The sequence below is a fragment of the Polynucleobacter sp. Fuers-14 genome (assembly GCF_018882045.1).
GTDB lineage: Bacteria > Pseudomonadota > Gammaproteobacteria > Burkholderiales > Burkholderiaceae > Polynucleobacter.
Genome location: NZ_JACVPG010000008.1, coordinates 1 through 21,583 on the forward strand (window position 1 = coordinate 1; position 21,583 = coordinate 21,583).

Here is a 21,583-nt window from a genome sequence, read left to right on the forward strand (position 1 = left end):
TTTTGATTACATCGAAATGTTTTACAACCCGGTTAGACGCCATAGTTACAACAATGGACTTTCTCCGGTAAGATTTGAACAGCAGTACCAAGCGAGGTTGGGAAGTGTCTAAGATATTGGTAGCGATTCAATTGATAAAGTTAAAGGTATGGCAAAAAGGGAGAAACCAACCTCATTAAATTGTAAGCTTTCATAATTTGCTTCTTTAAATATAAAAATTAATACTAAAGTATAAAAAAGAGTTATTAACAGAAAACTTCTCAGCGCCGTCCACATGAGAACTAAATGCCAAATCTAGCAATAGCAAGAATCATGACAAAAATAGCTCCACAGCAGATGCTAATTGGGTCCTTAACAGCATAAATCACAGGATCGTCATGCATTTGCCCTCGCTGAGTGCAAAGCCACACTCTTGATATCCAAAATAATAATATTGGTATGGATAGAATGGAGAGCTGATGATTTAAATACACCTCAATTGCTCTGGGTGTATTTAAATAAAGTGCAAACAACAGAACTGACGCTACACCAGAACAAATACCTAAACATTGTATAAATTCATAATCTTTAACTGTATATCCCCGCCCCCTTATCTTATCAACACTAACTCCTCCGATAACATGTAATTCAGAGGCCCTTTTAACAAAAGATAAGGAAAGAAAAAAAGTAAAACTAAATAATAACAACCAAAAAGTTAGGTCTAAATTTAGTGCTATTGCACCCGCCACTATCCGAATGGTATAAAGGATCGCCAACATAAAACAATCGATTAAAACCATTTTTTTTAGCGAAAAAGAATATAAGATAGTTAAGAAAAAATATGCGCCCAGTATGAAAAAGAATTTCACAGGCAAAAAATATGCAATCATTAAAGATAATGAAAAAAGAACTGGCAAGATAATTGCCGCGAGGTAAATTTGCACTCCACCAGAGGCAAGGGATCTGAATCGCTTCCTTATATGCTCTCTATCACTTTCTATATCCGATAGATCATTTAAGATATATACAGAAGAGGCGCAGATACTGAATGACATAAAAGCGAAAAGCAGCTTGAAAAACGTTTCTAGGTTTGGGGTGTAATCGGTTGCGGTCAAAAAAGGTAAAAATATCAATAAATTTTTTAACCACTGATGCGGACGTAACATTGATATAATTTTAGATAAATCTGTTATTGAGTCTGAGTCTAAAATTTCAAAATTAGCATTAATTTTTTTTATTTTTTTATGAATTTCTCTTGTTGGCCTCACCAAAATAGCTTTAGATGCATTGGCCCACACTGCAAAATCATCAGGTGAGTTACCTATATAGTCAAAACCCCCAACGCCGAACTTTTCTATCAAAGCCTGACTTTTATTTTTTCCGCTTAAATTTAAATTTGCATCGGAGGCCATGACCTCATTAAATATTTTTAAATACTGAAAAATTTTTTCAGCATACCGATAGTTGCTAGCTGTACATAAAATTAGATAGGCTCCGTTCTGCTTCTGCTCTTTTATAAATGCAATAACTTTATTGTTGTAAGGTAGATTTATGCAGTCAATATCTGCGACAGAAGCTATATAATTTTTAAAGGCCGCCTTACCTTGAAAAAGTTTAAAAATTAGGGGTATAGTTATCCAAGGCTTTCTCAATATTAATTTTAAAAGTCCTTCAACGAGTAAATCGGAGCGAATTAGTGTGCCATCCAAGTCTACTGCTAAGATCTTGTTATTCATGGGGAATTAGCCCGTCAATAAGATCCTCGAGCAACTCTCTATTGGAATATTTTGGCCTCCAACCCAGAGCATAGCTTTTCTCAACGTCAAGTACATGCTGCTCACTAAGCATTATTAGCTGCTCTTTAGCAAGGATACGATACCCAAAAATAGAAGAAATAACTTGTAGTAGCGTTAGGGGCATGTGAATAATTTTGACACTTGATCCGAGCTTTTGAGCGGTGATAACAGCCCAGTCATTAACCGTAAGAGGATCGGTAGCGGCTGCATTGTATAAACCCAGCGCTCTAGTTTCAACCAGCAATTTAACTAGCTGAGCAACATCCAGCACATGAACCATATTTGTCCTGTGATTACCAGTTCCAGGAATCACAACCAATCCAGATCTTTTTATAGCTCTAACAAAATTAATAAATAAACCCTCTCGCCCGGCTCCGCCTATGATACAGGGGATTACCGTGCTAGATGGCATGCCAGAATCTGCGATAACTCCCTGGCAGATTACTTTAGACTTCGAATATATCCCCTGCGCACCCAGAATAGACTCGGGACTGTAAATTCCCGAGCCATCCTGAAGATACATCATGCTGGTACCTACATGGACGAGATGGGCGCCACTGCCTTTGTAACGATCAATTATATTTTCAACAATCTCAACGTTATTTTTAAAAAACCATTTTTTGCGAAAAAAAAGGGGTTTATTTTTTGTGACGTACTGTACGGCAGCACAATTGACTACAACATCAACTTCAGGAAGAGCGCTCAGCGAATCTTTACATGATAAATCGCAGGTGTAATCTACGTCACCCTCTTTATCAACAGTAAAGATCTCATGTTCAGAGCTTAGAGCCCCACATACTGCAGAACCTAAAAATCCAGCGGCACCAGTAATAAGAACCCTCATTGAGCCCTCGACATCAGAAAAACACCAACGATAATCACAGACATTGCACCAATTTTTTGATAAGTAATATGCTCCCCAAAGAAAAAGGATGCCAGCAAAGCAACAACAATATAACCAATTGAAAGCATCGGATAGGCTACGCTAACTTCAACACGTGTTAAAGCATAAATCCATGAAATAACAGAAAATCCATAGCAAATTAAACCAAGTACTATTGGAAGGTTAAAAAATTTGAGTAAGAAACCAGAGATATCAGTTGCTGCACCATAGTTATTAATTGCGTTGGATCCAAATTTAAGGGATATTTGCGCGAAGGCATTTAATAAAACGCCAACAAGAATTATAAGAAAATTTGTTAAGCTCACTGATATCCTTACTAATAAGTGGGAGATATATTAAATAACTTATTTAGAAACTGAAAAAATCTATAAGAATTATAGCCTGATTCAGTTAAATAAATATTATTATCACTTTTACTAATATTACCTAGAACCTCTTGCTCAATTACTCTCTTTTCTATAGCGCTATGATGGAAAACAAATTCAGCAATAAAATCATTTCGAATTTGATCCACAGTTACACCTTGTGTAGAATGGGCCAAGAAATTATACATATGTAAAGTAATAGATCTATCCAAAATTACTGGAAAAGTAGTTAAGAAGGAAAAACATAAAACGCCAGCACAGAAATAAAAAGGTGTATTGTCAATTATAAATTTTAAATTTTTGTTTCTAAACCAATCGAATAGTATTAATGAAATAATCATTACAATTATTAGATTATTGCCTTGATAGAAAACAATTGCTGAATTGTCAAATAATCTAATTAGAGCAAATAAAAATATATATAAGAGGAAGAAAAAAATTAAGCGTGAAAAAAAATTAATAGCGTTCATTTTTGATATGATATATAGATAATAAAGGGCGTTGATTATTTGAAATTTGAAATTTAACGGGCTTATCACTCTTTTGGCTTACAAAGTTCAAATCCATTTGATAAATGAATACATGATAAGTTATTTTTTATTTGAAGAACTATTCCCTCAAGAGCCAAATCTCCATCCATATAATTTTTAGGGGGTATATAAAATGCTGATTTGCCGTCATAAATACTTTTTAATACAATTTCCTTATACTTACTATTCAAACCCATCCTAGAGCTCCAAGTGCTAATTTGATACTTGCACTGCAATATATCATTGAGTATATATAACTGAGGTCCAAAAACCATTGTTTGCATACAGTAGCAATTAGTTTGATTTCTACCTGCAGAGCTTTTACATATTCCGTAACTGGCGAAATCAATATTATTTGAATGACTTACTTGATACCTCTCTACATTAAGCTTATCAAAAGTATTTTTATTGAATATATATTTACTTGATATTACCAATAAAATAATAAATAAACTATAAAAAAGGAGCTTATCAAAATTATAATTTCTAGCAGTGTAGAAAATGATAGCAAACAATAAAGACAATGCAGGAAGAACTTTATATGAATCAGGCATTCTCCAATAAAATGATAGTAGCATTAATATTAAATAAACGGCTGTAAGGTTGCTATTTATATAATGCTTAATTCTTAAAAATAAAATTATGAATGTAATTATTACGATTGATGTTCCATAAGAGTATAAATCCCCATTTTGCCCTAAATTAATAATATTTATAATTATATTTTTTAGTAGCGATGGTTTGACATCTGATGTATTTATATCTATAGTCCAAAAATATAATTCTGACAAATCTACATTTACAAATATACTGAAGAAAATTATTAATATAAATAATATGGAATATACGTAAGTACTTTTAGTAGGAAGCGTATTGTGATCTTTTATAGTTAATATAATATATAAAAATATAGGGAGTATTAAAAGGCCTGGGAAGCCTATTCCAAAATATGTAACTAATATTGGCCCAGTAATATCTACAAGGCTGATTTTTTTTTCTTTATTTAATAAGCGCAAATTTGAGTACAGTAATGGTGTAGCAATCCAAAATGCCAATGTTTCTGACATTGGAAGGTAAAGCTTCAGACTATAAAAAAGAACCAAAGACAATAAGACGGAACAAAGCCCCCGCCAAAAACCCATTGCAATAGTGCTGTATATAATTGCAATACTTAACGTAATAAATATTGAAAATAATATCAATACAGAAGTTGTTAAATTCCCAGGTATTAAATATATAAGTCCAAATATTTTAAATATAAGTCCATATAGAATATATATTCCAGGAAAATGAGGTTGCGAAAAATCAACTCCAAATGTATACCCATTTGCCACATTAAACGAAGATACAATATTTTCTGAAAAATCAGTATAAGGATAAAATGTTATAGCATTTAAATTAATCGTACAAAAATTAAATTCACAAACTACTATTTCAAAATAAAAAACCAATGAAAGAGTTACTAATATAATTAGCGAAATAAGAGACTTCGAAATTAAATTTAATTTCATGTTAGATTGCGCCTATCCAACTTAGCACTTTATTTCTAAACTTATCTTCAAAACTTGGTAACCCTTTTTTTATTAACTCAATCCTCATTTCTTCTTTATCAATAATGGTATCTAAATGATTCATTTTTATGAAAAACTCAGTTAAACTAAATGTACCCCTACTAAGGAGGTCTTTCTTGACTAAGGGGACGTTAAAATACTTAACTGAAAATAATGCATACAAGTGGGATGGATTATTATGTTGATATTGGTATAGGGCTGGGTCAAATTTTGAATAAAGACGTTTAAAATACTCAGGAATCAAGTCATTATTTATAGTTTTAGTTGATATATTTGTTATAGACTTGGCGTCGACAACACCATCGAATCTAATTCCATTTAGTGATAAATGATTTGAAAACCCAATCTCTCCATGCTTTATTACTCTATCTCGTGAATTTGGCTCGCTATATTCTGACCAAAAATTTTTAAATGCATCGCTCAAATGAATACGATCTTTACATAAAATAAAAAAACTTTGAATATGCATTTGTCGTTGATAAGAAATAAAAGGCCCTACAACTTTTGATTCGCTAGCTCGAAGCTCATCCCAGAACTGATCAGCATTAATTATTGGGTAAATTACAGTATCGTTCGTAAACAATAACTCATCGCATTGCTCTATACCACTCTTAATTAAATAGTTATATCCCGCCTTATAACCAGAAAAATCCCTCCCGTAATTTGGCCTTTGAATTACTATATCGACATATTTTGATAGGGCATCAAGCATTGGCCTATTTAAAATTAGATTTGTCACGTAAATTATTTTAAATTTACGTGACAAAAGATCACATAAATGTTTTTCCAATAAAATACTTAAATTATTTTGGTATCCATAAAAGATACAAATCTTTTTTGATATTAGAATATTATTATCAAATACCGTTATTGTTGTTTTGCCAGTAATTTTATACCAAAATCCCAATAATTCAATATAGATATTCCACATTAATTCAATCATTTTTTTTATGATTTTTTTCATTTAAATACAATTCTTCCAATTTTTTTTAAATTTTTATTTAATTTCCATAGAAAACTATTTTTAATTAAAAGTAACTCCCCTTCTAAATGAGAAATATGGTCATTTAACAAAGCAATATTTTCTAGATTTTTATAATGGTTTATGCTGGGATTTTCTCTTAGATTGGACCATAAATTACCCTCCTGATTTGGAGCGCTTAAGTACCCCCCTCTATGCTTCATACTTTCAGTTGCAACGGTCGCCATTGACCCGGAAACTACACGACATCCCAGACCTGCTGGAGCACCTGCTTTCTCTATTTTTTTAACTATGCATACAGAGTTGAAAAACTCTATTGATTTTATTTCATTAAATAAATTGTAATCAATTGATAATTTATATTTTTCCTTGAAACCATCAAAAATTCTTTCTAGTGCATCTGGTACACCAAAATGCTCTCTATTTAATGAGTCGGCCAAAGCCTTGAAAAAACTTACAGCAGATAACGGGTCAAAAATGCCGCCATCAAATTCACTCCAATAGCTACAATGAAGATCTTCAGCAATATATATCCCTCCCGAATTAATTACTGGAAAATATCTTAAAAATGAATTGATGATATCTCCTGATGTGTGTGAGCCATCATCAATCACAATATCGAAGTCTGAGGAGATTTGTCTAATTTGATTGAATGCAATATCTGAATTTGCATCCGCTACGATTACGCTTACCCTCTCATCGTCAAATATTAAAGATTTGCACGCTAGATTGATGTCACACCCAATTATTTTTTTTGCAACCGGAAAATACCTACTCCACACCTCCAAAGAACCACCATTTTGTACGCCAATTTCTAATAGGTTAATTGAAGATTGACGGAATTTAAAAAAAAGTTCTTCATATACATACAAATAACTCTCCCATTTGTCTGAAACTTTTCCGTCATGCAAGGAATGTATTTTCCATAAATTATTCATTTTTATTTTCTAATTCAATCAGATTAAATTTAAGGCCAACCAAACCCCAGCGTACCTTACTAGAGTAAACATTAATTATTAACGCATCATGCAACCAATGATGCTGGGTATGAATACTTTGATCACCCTCAGCAAATGAAGCCATCACACTATATTGCCCATTCGGCAACATGGGCAGCTCAAATTCAAAAGTCGCACAGTAATGCTGCCTCTTTTTTAAAGATTGAGGTTTAATCCTAGTAAATTGAATGGTATTTTCTCCAAATAAATCTTGACCTAACTTATCTCGAAATAAAAAACCTACAATTGGTTTTGTTATTTCCTCATTAACAAGGCCTTCTATGGATAGCCTTACCATCTCGCCACCTTCAAAAATATCACTGCAGCCACGTTCTAAATTCCAAAGCCTTACACTTGTGATCTCAGCTTTTCCAGTCTGCCATCCATTTGAAGATGAAAGATTTGAAATTACTCCCAACTTTGATTCGTAACGTGCAGCATTAGTTTCTATATTTTTAGATTTAGCGCCAAGATGCTCTATCTTTTTGAATTCATATTCTCCGCTAGAGTTTTGTTGCGATGTAAATTCTAGATAACTTTTCGCCACATCCTCAGCCTCACCTATCTCCATCATCCTTCCGCTATTTATCCATAGACTTCTCTTGCATAAATTCAACACAGATCCCATGTCATGACTGACAAAAAATAATGTTCCGGTCTCTCTAAATTTACGTATATACCTCATACATTTTTGCGTAAATATCGCATCACCAACTGCCAACGCTTCGTCAATAACCAGAATATCTGCATCAACATGCGCAATTACTGCAAATGCCAGCCTTACAACCATTCCACTGGAGTAGGTTTTAATAGGTTGATCAATGAAGTCTCCAATATCAGCAAACGTAGTTATTTGCTCAAAACGCTCATCAATTTCATGCTTACTTAATCCAAGCACGGAAGCATTCATATAAACATTTTCTCGGCCCGTAAACTCCGGATTAAATCCCGAACCCAACTCTAGAAGAGCTGCAACCTTACCGTTAACGTGAATCCCCCCCCCTGTTGGGTTTAGGGTCCCGCAAATCAGCTGTAAAAGTGTCGACTTACCACTACCATTTCGGCCAATAATTCCAACTGTCTCCCCCTTTTTTACCTCAAAAGATATTTCCCTTAAAGCCCAGAACTCTCTAAAGTAGTTTTTTGGATGCCTACCCAAAAACTTTCTCACTCTGGAGTAGATAGACTGCTTTAATCTATCTTGTGGTTTTTCATAAATTTGGTAACACTTGCTCAGATTCTCAACTTTAATAGCAATATCAGATGACATCAGCAAATCCTTTCCGAGACTTCTGAAACCAAATAAAACCAAGTAGTGAAATAAAGAAAGAGCCGAGCAAATAAGTCAAATATTCAAATAAATCTGGAGCGCCGCCCCAAAATAATGCTTGGCGAGATTGTTGAATGACTGATGCGAGCGGATTAAGGCTTACGAAAGCTTGAAATTTCTCAGGCAATGAATCAACGGGATAAAAAATTGGAGAGAGAAACATTAAAACCGTAGTCATTACCCCAACTAGTTGAGTCATATCCCTGAGATAAACACCAAGAGATGCAAAAATCCAGGTGAGTCCAAGCGTTAAAAATAATAATGGCAAAATAATAAGTGGGATCAATAAAACTGTAATGTGAGGCGCGCCATAAAAAAGAATGTAGGCTACAAGCCAAATTACATAGCTTATGATTGCATGAAAAAGAGAGGAGCCAAGGGAAACGATTGGCAAAATCTCCAAAGGAAAAATTACCCTCTTAACATAGTTAACGTTTTGGAGAATTAGTCCTGGGGAGCGATTCAAACATTCAGCAAATAAATTAAAAACAATAAGCCCAGCAAAAAGCACCAGAGCAAACTCAGTTTGCGAATCTGTGCCCCCGCTCCACCTTGCCTTAAAAACTACGCTAAATACAAAGGTATAAACAATCAACATAAAAATTGGATTTAAGAAGGGCCATAAAATTCCAAAAATAGAGCCTTTGTATCGACCCAATACTTCGCGCTTAACTAATACTTTGATTAATGAGCGATTTATCCAAAAACTATTAAACATCGCTTTTGGTGTAAATGAAAAATTTTGCATTAAATCTTCTTAAATAAAGCTGCCAAAAACAAACTAAATGTTCCACGGCGTGTTTGTCGATACAAGCCACAAATTTCCATCAAACGAAACCGATCTTTTACGGCAGCCCCCCTGAGAGCTTCAAACATCTTCAAAATCTCTTGGTGATTTTTTACGAGCAAATGACGCACCTCTTTCAAAGCTGTGATATTTTGACTATTCCAATCCTGGAAACGCCCTTGCCAGAGTATCTTCACCCGCTCCATTTTTGCCGAGAACGAATTATTCCCACCCACCAAGGCGCCATTATGTTGACGATATAAAAGATATGGCACTGGGTCATAAAACACATCACCCTCAGCGCCTGAGATCAACTGATACACCCACCAGTCATGTGAAGGTACATTGAGCGGCCCAGCTTTTTCAATCAACAGTTTTGCCGCTAAGTTAAACACCATCGTATTGCCGCCGGCGATGCTTTGCACCAGAGCATTGCGAAAACTAGGCGGAAACACAAAGAGCGGTGAGATGCCACAAGGCTTTAATTGCTCGGTAACATAAGTGGTGCGCCCACAATAGATAAAGGGCACGTAAATATTTTGATTGGCAGTGATCGTTTGCAAAGCAACCGTGAGCTTTTCTGGGAGCCACACATCATCTTGATCACAAAAGGCGTAGTAATCAGCCTTAATTTCAGAATCGCACGCTAAAGACAGAAAGTTCTGGCAAAAGCCTTTTTGGGGACCATTGCGAATGGCCATTTTCCCTTGAGGCCATTTCGATTGATATTTGAGCAAAATGTCCAAAGTGCCATCTTTTGAGCCATCATCACCGACTATCAACACCCAGTTTTGATGGGTCTGGGCCTCTAAGGAGTCAAGCTGCTCAGCTAAGAAGCGCTCACCGTTATAGGTGCACAGCAAAATCGCGACTAAGGGCTGGGCTACAGTCTGAACCAAAGGAAGCTCTAAATCAGAGTTTAAAGAGAAGTTTTCATTAATAAAATCAGTCACTTACTGTATTTCTCGCAAGTTGTAGACCGTGATTAGAGACAAAATTTTCCCAAAGGCATCGCGCCTATCCTAGATTTAATAATTATAACGAAATAAACCTTAAAACAGTGCGCTAAAGCACGTAAACCTCAGCTAAATCATCAAAAATAGAGGGCAAGGAGCGCTAATGGCGTTTACCGGGCCCCAGCAAAGACCTTCTTAATCAAGAAAAAATTGGTTGGTAACATATGCCCATGCCCCCATCCCCCTTTATCGTAGCGATCATTGTTGCTTACCACCCCAACTTAGCCCATCTAAAGCAATTACTTGAGCTTACTAGCGAGCAAGTGGGGGGCGTGATCATTGTTGATAACTCTCCAAGCCCCAGTGATGCTTTATCTGGACTGGGCGCATCAGACAAAATACAGTATGTCAGTCTGGGTGAAAACATGGGAATTGCCTATGCTCAAAATATCGGCATTGAGTGTGCCATCAAGCAAAAGGCAGATTATGTTTTGCTCTTAGATCAAGACAGCATGCCCGAAGAGCAAATGGTTGAAAGATTGCTATTAGGGATCGCTGGCTCACAAAACTCGCTACCGAACATCATTGCAGCTAGCCCACAGTATTACGACCCACGCACTAATTTTCAGTCGCTGTTCATGGTGAGTAAATTCAAAATCCCTTTTCGGTATCGTCCCGAAACAAAGTTATTACCTAGTAATGCTGTTTTTGCCAGCTTCTTGATTAGCTCCGGCACACTAATCGATCTACCTAAATTAATCATGCTACGCGGAATGAGAAGCGACTACTTTATTGATCATGTGGATACCGAATGGTGCTTACGCGCACTCGCTAACGGCTATCAGCTGCTCGGCATTCATGATGCAAAAATGATTCACTCCTTAGGGGATAAGGCCAAAAAGTTTTGGTTTTTTGGCATGAGAAATATTTCGGAACACACTCCTCTTCGAGACTACTATATGTTTCGAAATACGTTGCTTATGCTCAAGGATGTAGGCATGTCTTTTACTTGGAGAATTTTTTTACTATTTCGTCTGGTGGAATTTTTTGTATTCTTTTTAATCTTTTCTAAAGAGCGTTCATTACGTTTTCAACTCATGATATTGGGACTTAGGCATGGTTACAGCAACATTCGGGGTAGGCTTGATTTAAAAACTCTAAAGTGTGATCCCATTGCTCGGACCTCGCTCGACCCCACCTAAATAGATCGTTTTTTTGAGCTCTACTAAACATAATATCGCCTGGAATTTATCTTCCAATATTCTGCCTTTAGTTTTTGGCCTGGCTTTATTTCCCAAAATTATTTCCGCTTATGGTCTTGAGCGTTTTGGCTTACTTTCTTTAATCTGGGCATTGATTGGCTACTTTAGTCTTTTTGACTTAGGTCTATCGCGTGCCCTGACACAACAAATTTCAGAGCTGATTGGCAAAAATAAGTCCGGTCCTGAAATTGCACAGCTCATTCGCACCGCCTTTGTTGTGATGTGGGTACTAGGTATATTGGGAGGTCTAATTCTGTGGGGGATTTCCCCGCTCTTAATTACGGATTTTTTAAAAATTTCCGGGGAACTGCAGGCTGAAAGTATTTATGCATTCTCACTATTGGCTCTATCGATTCCGTTAATTGTTCACACAGCCGCTCTTCGCGCCATCCTAGAAGCACTTCATTTATTTAAATCGGCTAGCTTAATTCGGATGGTTTTGGGTATTGGCACCTTTCTTGCCCCATACCTAACCTCTTTTATCAGCCCTACACTAACTTCTGCAGTAATGGGACTAATCGTAACGCGGACTCTCGTTTGGTTGCTGCATATTTATGCAGTTCATCGATCACAAATTCTAGCCTTTACTAGCCGGCGCTTTGATGTTGTATGGCTTAAACCATTACTCCAATTTGGTGGGTGGATGACGGTGAGCAACATCATTGGCCCCATGATGGTCTATATGGATAGATTTGTTCTTGCTAGCATCTTGGGCGCAGCAGCAACCAGCTTTTATGTTGCCCCTTATGAGGTAGTCACTAAGTTGCTTCTGGTTCCAGCAGCAATTGCAGGAGTGCTATTTCCCCTATTTGCAAAGCAATGGGAGCAAGATCCCATTTTTTCGGCAGCCAAACTAAATCAGGGTATTTGCTACACCCTGATTCTTGTCTTTCCTGCCGGAGTGCTGATTTCATTCTTTTCCACTGAGTGGTTGCAAATTTGGCTTGGACAAGCCTTTGCCGAACAAGGAGGTGCAATTGTTACTTGGCTCACTATTGGCATCCTCATCAATAGTGTTGCTCAAATTCTATTCGCAAAAGTGCAAGGTGCGAAACGATCCGACTGGACAGCAAAGCTACATTTATTTGAATTAATTCCTTATTTAGTTTTACTATGGGCATGCTTAAACTTATGGGGTATTGCGGGAGCCGCATTTGCTTGGTGTATGCGCGCTGCAATTGATTTGATGGGGTTAATCTATTTCAGCAAAAAACTAAACTCTCTCAATTGGGTTGCAATCAAAACACCTCTTCTGCTACTGGCCGCTGGATCAATTGCCATTCTTCCATCCCTTAGTCAATTATCGCTTTCGGGGCGCATCCTCTTTGTCTTGACTTTGCTAGGCTTATATTGCATTCCCACTTTTAAACAGCTACGGCAAGATAAGATTTTAGGAATGCTTAAATGAGCACCCAAGAAACATCCCCCAACCAGTCAATGAGAGTAAGTGTAAAAAATAGATGTGCGTGTTGCAACAGCAATGGTGTTGCACTCTATGGCGAGCAAGGGGATAGATTATTCAATACTCCAGGCAAGTGGACTATCTACAAATGTTCCAATGCAAGATGTGAATTGATGTGGCTCAATCCAATGCCGGTTGAAGAGGACCTGTACCTAGCCTACCAAAATTACTATACCCATGCCTTTTCTACCCCTAAAAAATCTTCCCTATTTTTAAGGATCAAAAGCGCTCACCAAGCACTTCATTTCAATCATCCAACCAAAGAGAGTGGCTCAACAGCCCAACTGCTAAGCAAGCTTATTACAAGGCTCAATTTTTTTAAAGAATCCATGGATTACCCGCTGATCTTCTTTAAAGACTTGCCCCATGGAAATTTACTTGAACTGGGAGTGGGTTCTGGCGAAACATTAAAACAATTTAGTGATTGGGGGTGGCAAGCCGAAGGCTTAGATTTTGATCCTGAGGCTGTCAAGGCTTGTGCTTTAAGAGGATTACAAGTCAGGCAAGGAGATTTACATTCTCAAAAATTTGCCAGCGAAACATTTAATGCTATTTTTTCAGCTCATGTAATGGAGCATGTGCCACAACCCATCGAGTTAATTGCAGAAGGATTTCGCATCCTTAAGCCAGGCGGTCTTTTTGTTGCCGTCACACCAAATGGTAAGTCTGCCCTACATTCATTATTCAAAAAAGACTGGCGCGGACTTGAGCCTCCACGGCATTTACATATCTTTACTAAAGAGGCCTTGTTATCCTCAGCAAAGCAAGCGGGATTTAGCAAAGTGAAGGTGATTACAAGCAACTTTAGTGCCGCAGGTGTTTTTTCAGCCAGTGCTCGACTCAAAACCAACTGCCAAAATTCATTTCCACTAAGACTTTTATCGAATCTCGCCCGCCTCATTCTGACTTTCTACTGGCGTTTTTACCCCGACTCCGGGGAAGAACTCATCCTCATCGCCGAGAAATAAAGCATATGCAACCGAGAGTAGCGGTATTACTTGCGGCCTTCAATGGCAAGCAATGGCTCAAAGAGCAAATTGATAGCATTCTTTTACAGGAAGATGTGGTGGTTTCTCTTTATATTAATGTTGACCAATCCTCCGATGGCACAGAGGATTTTATTGACCAGCTATCCAAAGAAGAGCCCCGTATTCATAAGCTTCCCTTTGGGCAGCACTATGGTGGAGCCGCCCCTAACTTCTATCACCTAATAAAAAATATTGATTTCAGCCAATATGACTTTGTAGCGCTTTCAGATCAAGATGATATTTGGCTGACAAAAAAACTTGTTACGGCAATTGCCAATCTAAATAAATCCAATGCCGATGCTTACTCAAGCAATATCACGGCGTTTTGGCCAAACGGGAAAAAGCTTTTAATCAATAAAGCGCAAGAGCAAGTCCAGTGGGACTTTTTGTTCGAAGCGGCGGGCCCTGGCTGCACATATGTGCTTACGAAAAAATTTGCGATTAATTTGCAAAAATTTATCCTTATGCATTGGGATGCCGTTAACCGCATCAGCCTTCATGATTGGCTGATTTATGCTTATGCGCGAGCGAATGGCTATCGCTGGTTTATTGACCCTTATTCGAGCTTGTTATATCGCCAACATGCAAATAACCAGGTGGGGGCAAACGTAGGCTTATCTGCATTTCTGGTGCGAGCCAAAAAAGTCTTAAATGGTTGGGGGCTCAATCAATCTCTTCTGATTGCAAATGCAGTGGGCCTAGAAAACAGTCCATTCGTATCAATCTGGGACAAGGGTAACCGCCTCGGCTACCTCTTCTTAAGCAAACATTTCTGGCAATGTCGTCGAAGGCTAAAAGATAAATTTCTATTTTTCATGGCATGCATCAGCCTTGCTCTGCTTCCGCCTCAAAAACGACATGAATAAAGTACCAAGAAGTTGATCTGTCTAGAATAGAATATTGCTATGTACGCTCTCATAAGCGCATTTTTGTGCTCACTCGTCGCCTCGCTATTCATCATTCGCTATCAAAGCGTTCATCAACATATCACCGGAGACCTTGATCTTTCAGGCCCACAAAAATTTCACCTATCTAGCGTACCCCGCATTGGTGGCTTAAGTATCTATCTAGCGCTATGGATAGCCAGTTTTGTGCGCTACATACAAGATGCCAATAGTGGCCTTTTATTAATGGCTATTACCGCTTGTGGCAGCTTTGCCTTTTTAATCGGTTTTGCGGAAGATTTAAGTAAGCGCGTTGGGGTGCTGACTAGGCTGATTGGCACGGCAATCTCAGGTGGTTTAGCGGGCTACTTTTTAAATGCCTGGATCTCTCACATCTCCCTATGGGGTATTGATTCACTCTTAGCCATTCCAGCGATTTCAATTCTGTTTACCTGTATTGCTATTGCAGGCCTCTCCAATGCCTACAACATTATTGATGGCTTTAATGGTTTAGCAAGCATGGTTGGTATCATCACTCTGCTCGCAATAGCATCAGTAGCATTTCGTGTGGGGGATATAGCAATTTTGATCGCAGCCCTCATGATGGTTGGCGCTATTGGCGGCTTCTTTATTTGGAACTACCCAAGAGGCTTAATATTTCTTGGCGATGGTGGCGCTTATCTTATTGGCTTTTGGATCGGAGTTTTATCAATTCTGATTGTTGCTCGCAATGGGCAGGTTTCACCTTGGTTTGCTCTCCTGGTGAATGCTTATCCTATCTTTGAAACCCTATTCTCCATTTGGCGCAGAAAAGTACATCAAGGAAAAAATCCTGGAATGCCAGACGGCGCACACTTTCATACCTTAATTTATCGTCGGATTATGCGCTGGGCACTGGCCAATTCAAGCGTTAGTGATTCATTCGGAAATACCCCCAATGAAAATGCGAATGCCAAAACATCCCCTTACCTATGGGTTCTATCAAGCTTTGCAGTGCTTCCCGCAGTATTATTTTGGCAGTACACCTATGCCCTACAAGGCTTTGCTCTTTTATTCTGCGTGACGTATGTTTGGATCTATCGCTCTATTGTCAAATTCCAAACGCCAAACTGGCTTAAGTAAAAAGTTACATTCAGGGCTTTTTATTGGCGCCCGTAACTATCATCAAAACGCACAATGTCATCCTCGCCCAGATAGCTACCCGATTGCACCTCAATAATCTCGAGCGGCTCACTACCGGGATTAGCTAAGCGATGGGTTTGCCCTTGCGGAATAAAGGTGCTCTGATTCTCTTTTAAGATGATGACTTGGTCGCCATTAGTAATCTCGGCAACCCCTTTCACTACCACCCAATGCTCTGCACGATGATGATGCATTTGCAATGAAAGGCTTGCTCCAGGCTTGACCTGAATGCGCTTAACCTTGAAGCGCTCACCTTCATCCACACTGTCATACCAGCCCCATGGTCTTGCTACCTTGCGATGTAGATTCTTTTCTTCGCGCCCTTGTGCTTCAAGTTGAGTCACTATGCTTTTAACATCTTGGCTATTTTTTCGATCGGCAATAAGCACTGCATCCGGCGTTTCTATGATCACTAGATTTTCAATGCCAACAGCGCTTACTAAACGACTACTAGCATGCACCAATGAGTTTTTAGCATTGGTGAGCAAAGTATCACCGATAGTCACATTGCCATTTTCATCCCGTTTACCCACTTGCCAAACCGCGTCCCATGCACCTAGATCATTCCAACCCGCATCTAACTCAACCATTTTGATTGGAAAGCGAGATCCTGGACATTTTTCAATGACAGCATAGTCAATAGATTCACTAGGAATATTTTTAAATTCTTCTTTACCGGGACGAATAAAGCCCACGCCACCTGATGCATCCTCAGTTTTATTCTTCCAGGCTTTTACTGAAGCGTCGTAAATATCTTTGCGAAATTCCTCTAAAGCAGCCAGCCAAGTACTCGCCCTCAATACGAACATGCCACTATTCCAAAGGTAAGAGCCCTCAGATAGATATGTTTTTGCAGTTTCGATATCCGGCTTCTCAACGAAACATTTGACCTCATACGCATTATTGACATCTTTACTATCGATGCGTTGAATGTATCCGTAACCCGTCTCTGGTGCAGTTGGCGTAATACCTAAAATTGCAATCGAATCCACCGAGCCCTCTACAGAGGAAATGCACTGCTGCAAAGCTTTAGTAAAAGCAGTTTGATTTTGAATGGTTTGGTCTGCTGGAGTGATTACCAAAATAGGATCTTGATTATTAGCCAATTGCTGAGCGCAACATGCAGCCATACTTAAGGCGGGCGCAGTATTGCGTCCTACTGGCTCAAGCAATAAAGTAGCCTTAATTGACTTCAGTTCACGCAGTTGATCCAAAACCAAGAATCGATGGTCTTCGTTGGTGACTACCAGGGTCTCACCCAGCGTGATGTTGTTATCCACTACGGAATTTACAATAGAGTTAATCCGCTCTACTGCTTGCTGAAAAAGACTTTGGGACGAACCATCACCCGACAGCACTAAGAATTGCTTTGGAAATCCGGAGCGAGATAAAGGCCATAGGCGGGTGCCGGATCCACCACAAAGGATGACTGGAATTACTAAAGCCATTTGACTGTCGAAAGCCTTTTTGTTTGAATAGTCCTTATTTTATAGGTTTTAGCTCGCAACAAAGGGGCAAATATTGAATAAAATTATTCAGGCGCACAATAGAAATGCTATCTAGCGTCAGCACCTAAAACTATAAATAAGGAGTCAATATGACAACAGGCAATATCCCCAAGATCAATCTACGCAACTCATTAACCGAATGCGGTCAATCTATCCGCAAGGAAAATGCAGGCAAATATCAAAATTATGGCATTAAAGACTGCAAGGCCTCTATTGCAGCTGGTCGCATTAAGTAAGAATTACTATTACTGAGGGGGTCTATTGGGGTAGCGCTTACCAGTGAGATTGCTGTAAGCCGCCCCTGCTAGAACCAATAAGACCGAGTCCACCATTACGGGGAAAACGGCATAGCGGTAATGGGCAATATGACCCAATACCGTAATTAGGGCTACAGCAGCTGCGGGTGGATGTAAACAACGCAAGACAAACATTCCCAGAATGGATAGTGCTGCAGCTGCAGGCAGGGCCAATAATGGCTCGCCAATCAAATGAAAGCAACTAATTCCAATTAGGGCTGACAGGGTATTTCCTGCAATCACCGCCCAAGGTTGAGCCATAGGGCTCTGAGGGAGAGCAAATACCAGCAGTGCGCTTGCCCCCAAGGAAGCCATTAGCCATTCATCAATGCCACTAAGCTCACCAAGGTACTTGGCCAAAGTGATTACCAACATCAGGCCAATAAAGGCGCCAAATACTGAGCGCAATCGCTCAATCCAGGCTACGGAGGGCTGGTCACCGCCTAGATAAAAGGAATTTCGCTTGATGAATGACTGGAAGGCATGCTTCATGTGCACCAATTTTATTTTGTATCAGTAAAAAAGGTATTTACTGGTTCAGAGTTTAATAGCCGAGATAAATAAGAAGGCTGCCGAAGCAGCCTGTTTTAAAACTATGAAAGCAATTAAGCTTTCTTAGCGTAAGCAGAGCACCAGCCCTTAGAGGAAACCTGTTTGCCTGCGAACAAAGCGCAACCACCAGCAGCAGCATCAGCTTTACCTTGGAACAATGCGCAGTTACCGCATTGCTGTCCAGCAGCATACTTAGCGTACTTTGCTTTATCTACCTTAGAGGCATCAGCTTTGTAGCCCAATGCAGCAGCTTGTGGATCAGTTTCTGCAACCATAGCTTGAGCTTGAACTTTACCGTTCAATGCCAAAGTACAGGCACCAGCAGCAGACAAAATCATAAATTGGCGACGACTATTTTTCATGGATTCTCCAAAAATAAATCAGTGATTAACTTGCACGCGCATCTTTAATAAATACGCACCTTTGAAAACTAAGGAAGATCATAGTGGAGAAGATTTGCTGCTGCCACTCATGGCGTAAGTCAATGATTTATATAGAAATATAGATGAGAATTGTTCTCATAAAATCTCCTACTAAAAACGTCGATTAATTCCAGCCCTTGAGCTTCATACAATTAATCCACTGACGGATGTGAACACCCGAACCCATTTCAGGATAATCCTCTTTGCATTCCCTAAGGTCTTTGTTGTAAGTCGCTTTATTATTTTTAGCGGGATCTTGATTTTCAGAAGGGAATGTTGAGCAAGCAGCGAGACTCAATGCAAATAAGAGCGGCGCAATCCGATAACTGAGACGAACAAACTTTGCGTTCAATTTATAACCTTATTGCCTAGCTTCATATATGCCCCATGATCACCACACGCCCTATTAAATGCAACTGCAGACATTGAGTCTTTTTCTCCAACCGTACCACTGGATTTTGCACCTTGGCCTTGAGTAGTTAACGTGAAGGAATTTTCTTGGCAATTAGCTGTGAAAATGTAATCCGCTTGTTTTGCCAAGTCTTTACCTAAAACGTAAGAACTCAACCTCATTTGCCGAACATCTTTTTTTGAGTCGGTAATCGTTACTTCGTTATTAATGACTTCATAAAAGATTGGAGATTGAGCATTCACCAACTCTCGGTCTGCATCTTGCTTGGCAATCACCAGTTGCTTATTCTCTTTTTCATCAAAGATCTCTACAGGCGCCTTCTGGGATATTGGTGCGGGAAGTGAACCTTCTTGATAAAGGAAGTAATTGATATTTTGATCATCAATGAACTTTCTGCCGCAAAGACGGGAGCGCACATAAGCCATCGCGGTTCTGGGGGCAATCTTTACCCAGCCGGAGCCATTCACTGGCTTGATGTCACCTACTAGAGGTCCCTTAGAGACGATATTCTGGGAATAAAAAGTTTCTGACCACTGGTTGCTGCTAAAGCAATCAATCTTTTGGCGGAATGGGCCAACCATAGTGGCGTTGTATGTCGCAAGATTATTTTTCTCTCTCGGCGCAATAAAAGCATCGTAAGTAAGAACACCATCCTCATCTTCGGTCAGGGTATAGGGATCGTAAAACCAGTTCTTGGTTTTAGATTCAGCAAGCAAAATCCAAGTGCGGTCTGCATAGTCTTTTTGATTAAGCGGTGGAACGTAAAAGAATGGCGATTCCACTTCTTCATTCATCATGGATTGATAATCCTGGCGCATTGGGCCTGCAGTGCAACCTACAATAAACAAAACGCCAAGAATAAAAACCTTTTTCATTACTTTACTTACGATCAATCAAAGCCAAGAACTCTCGACGTAAATTCGAGTCTTTTAAGAAAGCCCCACGCATGACGCTATTGATCATCTTAGAATCGCGATCCTTGACGCCACGCCATTGCATACAAAAATGATCTGCGTCCATTACTACCGCCACACCGATAGGCTTAATCTTCTTCTCAAGCATATCTGCCAACTCCACAACAGCCTCTTCCTGTATTTGTGGACGACACATGACCCATTCGGTGAGCCTAGAGTATTTGGAGAGCCCAATCAAAGCAGAGTCCTTGCTTGGCAATACACCAATCCAAATACGGCCCATGATTGGGCATAAATGGTGGGAGCAAGCACTACGCACTGTAATAGGTCCAATAATCATGAGCTCATTTAAGCGACTCACATTGGGGAACTTGGTTAAGGTGGGCTGATCAACATAGCGACCATTAAACACCTCCTGCACATACATCTTTGCTACACGACGGCTAGTATTTTGAGTGTTGTGATCGTTTTCTGTATCGATGACAAGGCTTTCTAAAACGGCCTGCATCTTCTCAGCAACCTCATCCACCAAACCCTCCAACTCACCAGGCTTTATAAATGCCGAGATATTGTCATTCGCATGAAAGCGGGCTTTTTGCGCCTCAATACGGCGGCGAATCACTACCGATAAAGGTAAGCCACCCTCCTCTTTTGTCGCGCCCCTTGATTTAACAGCGGATTTTTTAATAGGAGGTTTGCTCGCTATTTTTTTTACAGGCATTTTCTTAATAGTTTTCTTAGGGGTTGGCATAAAAACTTTCTAGGGGAAAAATAGCGGCTATCGAACAAGGTCTAAATTGACCATTCTTCCACTTGAAGATTGGGAATACGATGAAACTCTCGTGCATTATTGGTGATCAAACCGCTGGACTCAGATAGGGCATGGGCTGCAATCATTAAATCCATGCCACCAATGGGTTGACCCATTCTTTCTAGCCCAGAACGAATTTGGGCGTAATGATGTGTCGCTTCTACCGGCCATGGACGAATTTCAAAACCATCTATCCACGCTTCAATCGCAGCGCTAAAACGTGGCAATGCTAATTTTGCCGCTCCAAACCTCAGCTCTGCAGCAACAATGGCAGATAACCATACTTCATCATGCTCTAGCTCTGCAAAGCGCTCCAACATCTTTTGCGGATGCCTGCGCAATATATAACTACAAATATTGGTATCTAAAGTTTTTTGATTTTTTACCAATCTAAGTCCAATCACGCTCTTGTGCTGGAGGATCATTCCGATCCTCTAAAAAATTCTCTGGAAGAGGATCAGTCTGCTGATAAAAAGAACTGAGCCATTGACCCAGATTGTGCTCTTTCTCATCATCAGGAGTAACCCAAAGCGCATTACCCACTTGCTCTATGCGGACTTGCTTGGAGTGAAAGCGTAGCTTAGCTGGCAGACGAATCGCTTGACTGCGCCCGCTCATAAATAATTTGGCAATACTTGTCATCTGACCCTCC

25 protein-coding genes are annotated in these 21,583 nt (G+C 39.3%); 7 read left to right on the top strand and 18 right to left on the bottom strand.

Annotation, left to right across the window (positions count from 1 at the left end; genetic code table 11):
- A partial coding sequence (locus tag ICN40_RS05270) for an IS3 family transposase (RefSeq protein WP_216242901.1) occupies window positions 1-112 on the top strand: 112 nt, incomplete at its 5' end.
- Between the two features lie 169 nt (window positions 113-281).
- Here ICN40_RS05270 and ICN40_RS05275 read toward each other — a convergent pair.
- The 10 genes from ICN40_RS05275 to ICN40_RS05320 all read right to left on the bottom strand — a co-directional run bounded on the left by ICN40_RS05275 (window position 282) and on the right by ICN40_RS05320 (window position 10,195).
- The gene (locus ICN40_RS05275) at window positions 282-1,715 is read right to left on the bottom strand and encodes a UbiA family prenyltransferase (protein ID WP_216242635.1); all 1,434 of its coding nucleotides are present in this window, start codon (window positions 1,713-1,715) and stop codon (window positions 282-284) included.
- The gene (locus tag ICN40_RS05280; RefSeq protein WP_216242637.1) at window positions 1,708-2,619 is read right to left on the bottom strand and encodes an NAD(P)-dependent oxidoreductase; all 912 of its coding nucleotides are present in this window, start codon (window positions 2,617-2,619) and stop codon (window positions 1,708-1,710) included. Before ICN40_RS05280 ends, ICN40_RS05275 begins: the two co-directional genes overlap by 8 nt.
- On the bottom strand, window positions 2,616-2,984 hold the full coding sequence (locus tag ICN40_RS05285; protein ID WP_216242639.1) for an EamA family transporter: 369 nt from the start codon (window positions 2,982-2,984) through the stop codon (window positions 2,616-2,618). The genes ICN40_RS05280 and ICN40_RS05285 overlap by 4 nt, the downstream gene beginning before the upstream one ends.
- Before the next feature lie 11 nt (window positions 2,985-2,995).
- Entirely contained in the window at window positions 2,996-3,514 is a 519-nt protein-coding gene (locus ICN40_RS05290; RefSeq protein WP_216242641.1) for a hypothetical protein, read from the bottom strand.
- Between the two features lie 65 nt (window positions 3,515-3,579).
- Window positions 3,580-5,085: a hypothetical protein gene (locus ICN40_RS05295; RefSeq protein ID WP_216242643.1), complete on the bottom strand. Its 1,506-nt coding sequence runs from the start codon at window positions 5,083-5,085 to the stop codon at window positions 3,580-3,582.
- A 1-nt stretch (window position 5,086) separates the two neighbouring features.
- A complete protein-coding gene (locus ICN40_RS05300; protein WP_216242644.1) occupies window positions 5,087-6,109 on the bottom strand; it encodes a rhamnan synthesis F family protein in 1,023 nt (340 codons plus the stop codon).
- Window positions 6,106-7,065, bottom strand: a complete 960-nt coding sequence (locus ICN40_RS05305; RefSeq protein WP_216242646.1) for a class I SAM-dependent methyltransferase — start codon at window positions 7,063-7,065, stop codon at window positions 6,106-6,108. Before ICN40_RS05305 ends, ICN40_RS05300 begins: the two co-directional genes overlap by 4 nt.
- On the bottom strand, window positions 7,058-8,395 hold the full coding sequence (locus ICN40_RS05310) for an ABC transporter ATP-binding protein (protein ID WP_216242648.1): 1,338 nt from the start codon (window positions 8,393-8,395) through the stop codon (window positions 7,058-7,060). The genes ICN40_RS05305 and ICN40_RS05310 overlap by 8 nt, the downstream gene beginning before the upstream one ends.
- Window positions 8,385-9,203 carry an ABC transporter permease gene (locus tag ICN40_RS05315; RefSeq protein ID WP_216242651.1) on the bottom strand — a complete coding sequence of 273 codons (819 nt, stop codon included), beginning with the start codon at window positions 9,201-9,203 and terminating at the stop codon, window positions 8,385-8,387. The genes ICN40_RS05310 and ICN40_RS05315 overlap by 11 nt, the downstream gene beginning before the upstream one ends.
- The gene (locus tag ICN40_RS05320; RefSeq protein ID WP_308281770.1) at window positions 9,203-10,195 is read right to left on the bottom strand and encodes a glycosyltransferase family 2 protein; all 993 of its coding nucleotides are present in this window, start codon (window positions 10,193-10,195) and stop codon (window positions 9,203-9,205) included. The genes ICN40_RS05315 and ICN40_RS05320 overlap by 1 nt, the downstream gene beginning before the upstream one ends.
- Window positions 10,196-10,428: 233 nt before the next feature.
- Here ICN40_RS05320 and ICN40_RS05325 point away from each other — a divergent pair, with 233 nt between their 5' ends.
- The 5 genes from ICN40_RS05325 to ICN40_RS05345 are packed head-to-tail and all read left to right on the top strand — an operon-like array spanning window position 10,429 to window position 15,956.
- Entirely contained in the window at window positions 10,429-11,400 is a 972-nt protein-coding gene (locus ICN40_RS05325; RefSeq protein WP_216242653.1) for a glycosyltransferase family 2 protein, read from the top strand.
- A gap of 13 nt (window positions 11,401-11,413) precedes the next feature.
- Window positions 11,414-12,868, top strand: coding sequence for a flippase (locus ICN40_RS05330; RefSeq protein ID WP_216242654.1), 1,455 nt, complete (start codon window positions 11,414-11,416; stop codon window positions 12,866-12,868).
- Window positions 12,865-13,890 carry a bifunctional 2-polyprenyl-6-hydroxyphenol methylase/3-demethylubiquinol 3-O-methyltransferase UbiG gene (locus ICN40_RS05335; protein WP_216242656.1) on the top strand — a complete coding sequence of 342 codons (1,026 nt, stop codon included), beginning with the start codon at window positions 12,865-12,867 and terminating at the stop codon, window positions 13,888-13,890. The genes ICN40_RS05330 and ICN40_RS05335 overlap by 4 nt, the downstream gene beginning before the upstream one ends.
- A 5-nt stretch (window positions 13,891-13,895) precedes the next feature.
- Window positions 13,896-14,816: a glycosyltransferase gene (locus tag ICN40_RS05340; RefSeq protein ID WP_216242659.1), complete on the top strand. Its 921-nt coding sequence runs from the start codon at window positions 13,896-13,898 to the stop codon at window positions 14,814-14,816.
- A gap of 39 nt (window positions 14,817-14,855) precedes the next feature.
- The gene (locus ICN40_RS05345) at window positions 14,856-15,956 is read left to right on the top strand and encodes a glycosyltransferase (protein ID WP_216242660.1); all 1,101 of its coding nucleotides are present in this window, start codon (window positions 14,856-14,858) and stop codon (window positions 15,954-15,956) included.
- Between the two features lie 20 nt (window positions 15,957-15,976).
- Here the strand turns inward: ICN40_RS05345 and ICN40_RS05350 are convergent, their stop codons facing one another.
- Window positions 15,977-17,464: a mannose-1-phosphate guanylyltransferase/mannose-6-phosphate isomerase gene (locus ICN40_RS05350; RefSeq protein WP_216242662.1), complete on the bottom strand. Its 1,488-nt coding sequence runs from the start codon at window positions 17,462-17,464 to the stop codon at window positions 15,977-15,979.
- A 149-nt stretch (window positions 17,465-17,613) separates the two neighbouring features.
- Here ICN40_RS05350 and ICN40_RS05355 point away from each other — a divergent pair, with 149 nt between their 5' ends.
- A complete protein-coding gene (locus ICN40_RS05355; RefSeq protein WP_216227240.1) occupies window positions 17,614-17,760 on the top strand; it encodes a hypothetical protein in 147 nt (48 codons plus the stop codon).
- 9 nt (window positions 17,761-17,769) lie between these two features.
- On the opposite strand, the gene ICN40_RS05360 is transcribed toward ICN40_RS05355, so the two are convergent.
- The 7 genes from ICN40_RS05360 to ICN40_RS05390 form a co-directional block, all read right to left on the bottom strand.
- Window positions 17,770-18,312, bottom strand: coding sequence for an HPP family protein (locus ICN40_RS05360; RefSeq protein ID WP_216242664.1), 543 nt, complete (start codon window positions 18,310-18,312; stop codon window positions 17,770-17,772).
- A gap of 113 nt (window positions 18,313-18,425) precedes the next feature.
- Window positions 18,426-18,734: a high-potential iron-sulfur protein gene (locus tag ICN40_RS05365; protein ID WP_216242666.1), complete on the bottom strand. Its 309-nt coding sequence runs from the start codon at window positions 18,732-18,734 to the stop codon at window positions 18,426-18,428.
- A gap of 184 nt (window positions 18,735-18,918) precedes the next feature.
- A complete protein-coding gene (locus tag ICN40_RS05370; RefSeq protein ID WP_216242667.1) occupies window positions 18,919-19,146 on the bottom strand; it encodes a hypothetical protein in 228 nt (75 codons plus the stop codon).
- Window positions 19,143-20,081: a hypothetical protein gene (locus ICN40_RS05375; RefSeq protein ID WP_216242669.1), complete on the bottom strand. Its 939-nt coding sequence runs from the start codon at window positions 20,079-20,081 to the stop codon at window positions 19,143-19,145. The genes ICN40_RS05370 and ICN40_RS05375 overlap by 4 nt, the downstream gene beginning before the upstream one ends.
- 4 nt (window positions 20,082-20,085) lie before the next feature.
- Complete coding sequence (gene folE / locus ICN40_RS05380; RefSeq protein ID WP_374222783.1) at window positions 20,086-20,871, bottom strand: GTP cyclohydrolase I; 786 nt, start codon at window positions 20,869-20,871, stop codon at window positions 20,086-20,088.
- Window positions 20,872-20,912: 41 nt separating this feature from the next.
- Window positions 20,913-21,356, bottom strand: coding sequence for a type II toxin-antitoxin system VapC family toxin (locus tag ICN40_RS05385; RefSeq protein ID WP_216242671.1), 444 nt, complete (start codon window positions 21,354-21,356; stop codon window positions 20,913-20,915).
- Window positions 21,322-21,573 carry an antitoxin gene (locus ICN40_RS05390; protein ID WP_216242673.1) on the bottom strand — a complete coding sequence of 84 codons (252 nt, stop codon included), beginning with the start codon at window positions 21,571-21,573 and terminating at the stop codon, window positions 21,322-21,324. The genes ICN40_RS05385 and ICN40_RS05390 overlap by 35 nt, the downstream gene beginning before the upstream one ends.
- Window positions 21,574-21,583: the final 10 nt, after the last annotated feature.

Excerpts from the sequence above, each read along its gene's own strand:
- ICN40_RS05305 (WP_216242646.1), bottom strand. The coding sequence starts at position 7,065 with ATGAATAATTTATGGAAAATACATTCCTTGCATGACGGAAAAGTTTCA.
- ICN40_RS05290 (WP_216242641.1), bottom strand. The coding sequence starts at position 3,514 with ATGAACGCTATTAATTTTTTTTCACGCTTAATTTTTTTCTTCCTCTTA.
- ICN40_RS05295 (WP_216242643.1), bottom strand. The coding sequence starts at position 5,085 with ATGAAATTAAATTTAATTTCGAAGTCTCTTATTTCGCTAATTATATTA.
- ICN40_RS05340 (WP_216242659.1), top strand. The coding sequence starts at position 13,896 with ATGCAACCGAGAGTAGCGGTATTACTTGCGGCCTTCAATGGCAAGCAA.
- ICN40_RS05280 (WP_216242637.1), bottom strand. The coding sequence starts at position 2,619 with ATGAGGGTTCTTATTACTGGTGCCGCTGGATTTTTAGGTTCTGCAGTA.
- ICN40_RS05365 (WP_216242666.1), bottom strand. The coding sequence starts at position 18,734 with ATGAAAAATAGTCGTCGCCAATTTATGATTTTGTCTGCTGCTGGTGCC.
- ICN40_RS05355 (WP_216227240.1), top strand. The coding sequence starts at position 17,614 with ATGACAACAGGCAATATCCCCAAGATCAATCTACGCAACTCATTAACC.
- ICN40_RS05300 (WP_216242644.1), bottom strand. The coding sequence starts at position 6,109 with ATGAAAAAAATCATAAAAAAAATGATTGAATTAATGTGGAATATCTAT.
- folE (WP_374222783.1), bottom strand. The coding sequence starts at position 20,871 with ATGCCAACCCCTAAGAAAACTATTAAGAAAATGCCTGTAAAAAAAATA.
- ICN40_RS05310 (WP_216242648.1), bottom strand. The coding sequence starts at position 8,395 with ATGTCATCTGATATTGCTATTAAAGTTGAGAATCTGAGCAAGTGTTAC.
- ICN40_RS05335 (WP_216242656.1), top strand. The coding sequence starts at position 12,865 with ATGAGCACCCAAGAAACATCCCCCAACCAGTCAATGAGAGTAAGTGTA.
- ICN40_RS05315 (WP_216242651.1), bottom strand. The coding sequence starts at position 9,203 with ATGCAAAATTTTTCATTTACACCAAAAGCGATGTTTAATAGTTTTTGG.
- ICN40_RS05325 (WP_216242653.1), top strand. The coding sequence starts at position 10,429 with ATGCCCCCATCCCCCTTTATCGTAGCGATCATTGTTGCTTACCACCCC.
- ICN40_RS05360 (WP_216242664.1), bottom strand. The coding sequence starts at position 18,312 with ATGAAGCATGCCTTCCAGTCATTCATCAAGCGAAATTCCTTTTATCTA.
- ICN40_RS05375 (WP_216242669.1), bottom strand. The coding sequence starts at position 20,081 with ATGAAAAAGGTTTTTATTCTTGGCGTTTTGTTTATTGTAGGTTGCACT.
- ICN40_RS05385 (WP_216242671.1), bottom strand. The coding sequence starts at position 21,356 with ATGATCCTCCAGCACAAGAGCGTGATTGGACTTAGATTGGTAAAAAAT.
- ICN40_RS05345 (WP_216242660.1), top strand. The coding sequence starts at position 14,856 with ATGTACGCTCTCATAAGCGCATTTTTGTGCTCACTCGTCGCCTCGCTA.
- ICN40_RS05390 (WP_216242673.1), bottom strand. The coding sequence starts at position 21,573 with ATGACAAGTATTGCCAAATTATTTATGAGCGGGCGCAGTCAAGCGATT.
- ICN40_RS05275 (WP_216242635.1), bottom strand. The coding sequence starts at position 1,715 with ATGAATAACAAGATCTTAGCAGTAGACTTGGATGGCACACTAATTCGC.
- ICN40_RS05350 (WP_216242662.1), bottom strand. The coding sequence starts at position 17,464 with ATGGCTTTAGTAATTCCAGTCATCCTTTGTGGTGGATCCGGCACCCGC.